This window comes from Streptomyces ipomoeae 91-03 (assembly GCF_000317595.1).
Classification (GTDB): domain Bacteria; phylum Actinomycetota; class Actinomycetes; order Streptomycetales; family Streptomycetaceae; genus Streptomyces; species Streptomyces ipomoeae.
The window spans coordinates 1-1,872 of record NZ_AEJC01000417.1 but is presented as its reverse complement, the minus strand read 5'-3'; the positions used below and the strand labels follow the sequence as shown (position 1 = coordinate 1,872).

At 70.6% G+C, this 1,872-nt stretch carries 2 protein-coding genes; both read left to right on the top strand.

Features of this window, described 5'->3' with window-relative positions:
- The first annotated feature begins 77 nt into the window (after positions 1 to 77).
- Positions 78 to 686, top strand: a complete 609-nt coding sequence (locus STRIP9103_RS27975; RefSeq protein WP_009325129.1) for a hypothetical protein — start codon at positions 78 to 80, stop codon at positions 684 to 686.
- A complete protein-coding gene (locus tag STRIP9103_RS27970) occupies positions 679 to 1,827 on the top strand; it encodes a damage-control phosphatase ARMT1 family protein (protein WP_009325131.1) in 1,149 nt (382 codons plus the stop codon). The genes STRIP9103_RS27975 and STRIP9103_RS27970 overlap by 8 nt, the downstream gene beginning before the upstream one ends.
- Positions 1,828 to 1,872 lie beyond the last annotated feature (45 nt).

Here is a 1,872-nt window from a genome sequence, read left to right as displayed (position 1 = left end):
CCGCCGGCGCACATGTGTCAGCCTCAGCCGTTGGCCGCCCGCGCATGTGTGTCCGCCCGGCCCGTTAGCGTATGTGTATGTCGACAGATAACACCGAGCAGGCACAGCTGTACGGGCGGCCCGCGCAGCCCGTCGCGGTGGTGTGTCCCGGCTGCGGCGCCACGGGTCCGTCGGTGCGCACGGTCGCCGAGACCTGCGCCGATCCGGAGGCACGGCGCGGCGGCCTCGTGGACCGGCTGGCGAAGGCCCCGGGCGTGCACTCGGGTTCCGACAGCGTGCTGCACTTCCTCGAAGGCATGGTGCTGTCCGGCATCGGCGTCGGCCTCGCCTACAGCGGTGTGCAGAACGACAAGCCGCTCTACACGATCGGCGGTTCGATCCTCGCCGTGCTGCTGTTCGTCGGCACGCTCGCGGTGATCCGCGACGAGAGGCGCGAACGGAACATCGTCGCGTCGGGCCGGGCGCGCGCCGAAGGACTCTGGAGCCCCGCGTACCACTGTTCGTCGTGCGACTCGGTGTTCTACCCCGGCGGCAGCCCCTGGCCGGGCCCGCTGACGCCGGAGCAGTTCAAGAAGTACGTATGGACCGAGGCCGGATTCGACAAGCTCTTCGACAAGCAGATGAAGGGCGTGGACCTACCACCCCGGCCACCCGCGGCCCCCGGAGGAACCCCCGGCCATGTCTGACGCCGCCGCCCCCGTGATCCGCAGCGCGGACCCCGCCTCCTTCCCGCACAGCGTGCTGGCCGAACGGCACCCCGCCCTCATCCGCAAGGTCCAGGACGCCACCCCCTACGGCCCCGAACAGCGCCGCGCACTCGACGGGTTGCTGAAGAACACCACCGAGGGCGTCGTCGAACCACCGGCCGACGACGAGTGGTGGGACACCTGGAACGTACGCCACTACGCCGGCCGCTCCTGGTTCGACCTGCCCTTCCTCGCCGCCGAGAGCTGCTTCTACCGCCAACTCCTCCACGCCGTCGGCTACTTCGCCCCAGGTCCCTGGCAGGGCATCGACCCGTTCCGCCCCTTCAAACTCGCCGAACTCGACACTCCGGAGGCGGCAGCCGAACTCACCGCCCTCGACGCCCTGGCCGCACAACCCCTCCCCGACCAGCTCAAGGCCCTCCTCCACGGCTCCCTCTGGGGCAACCGCGCGGACCTCGGCTTCCGTATCCAGGCGGGACACGAGGCGACCGCCGCCGACTCCCGACTGGTGGCGGACGACAGCGAGTCGCTGCTGTCCCTGCTGTCGGACGGCGGTGGAGTGTTCTGTCTGGTGGCCGACAACGCGGGACGCGAGCTGATCCCCGACCTCCTCCTCATCGACCACCTCCTCGCCCACGGCCACTTCGACCGCGCCGTACTGCACCTGAAGCCGTACCCGTACTTCGTCTCCGACGCCACCACCGCGGACACCCTGGACGCCGTACGCCATCTGATCGCCGCGAAGACCGCGGCGGGCCATCGCCTCCACACCGCCCTCACCGACGGCCGCCTCAGCCTCAGCGCCCACCCCTTCTCCTGCGCCCCGCTGCCGTACGCGGACATGCCGGACGACCTGCGCGACGACTTCGCCGCCGCCGACCTCACCGTGATGAAGGGCGACCTCAACTACCGCCGCCTGGTGGGCGACCGCCTCCACCCACCCACCACCCCCTTCACCTCGGTCACGTCCTACTTCCCGGGCCCGGTCGCCGCCCTGCGCACCCTCAAGTCCGACGTCATCACGGGCCTCACCCCGGCCACCGAGACGGCACTCGTGACAACGGAGGGCCAACGCTGGCGCACGAGCGGAACGAGGGCGCTGATCCAGGTCAAGGGGTAGCTGGGCTGCCACGCCTTCGAGCTCGGTCGATACGGGTGGGTCTGG

Excerpts from the sequence above, each read along its gene's own strand:
- STRIP9103_RS27975 (WP_009325129.1), top strand. The coding sequence starts at position 78 with ATGTCGACAGATAACACCGAGCAGGCACAGCTGTACGGGCGGCCCGCG.
- STRIP9103_RS27970 (WP_009325131.1), top strand. The coding sequence starts at position 679 with ATGTCTGACGCCGCCGCCCCCGTGATCCGCAGCGCGGACCCCGCCTCC.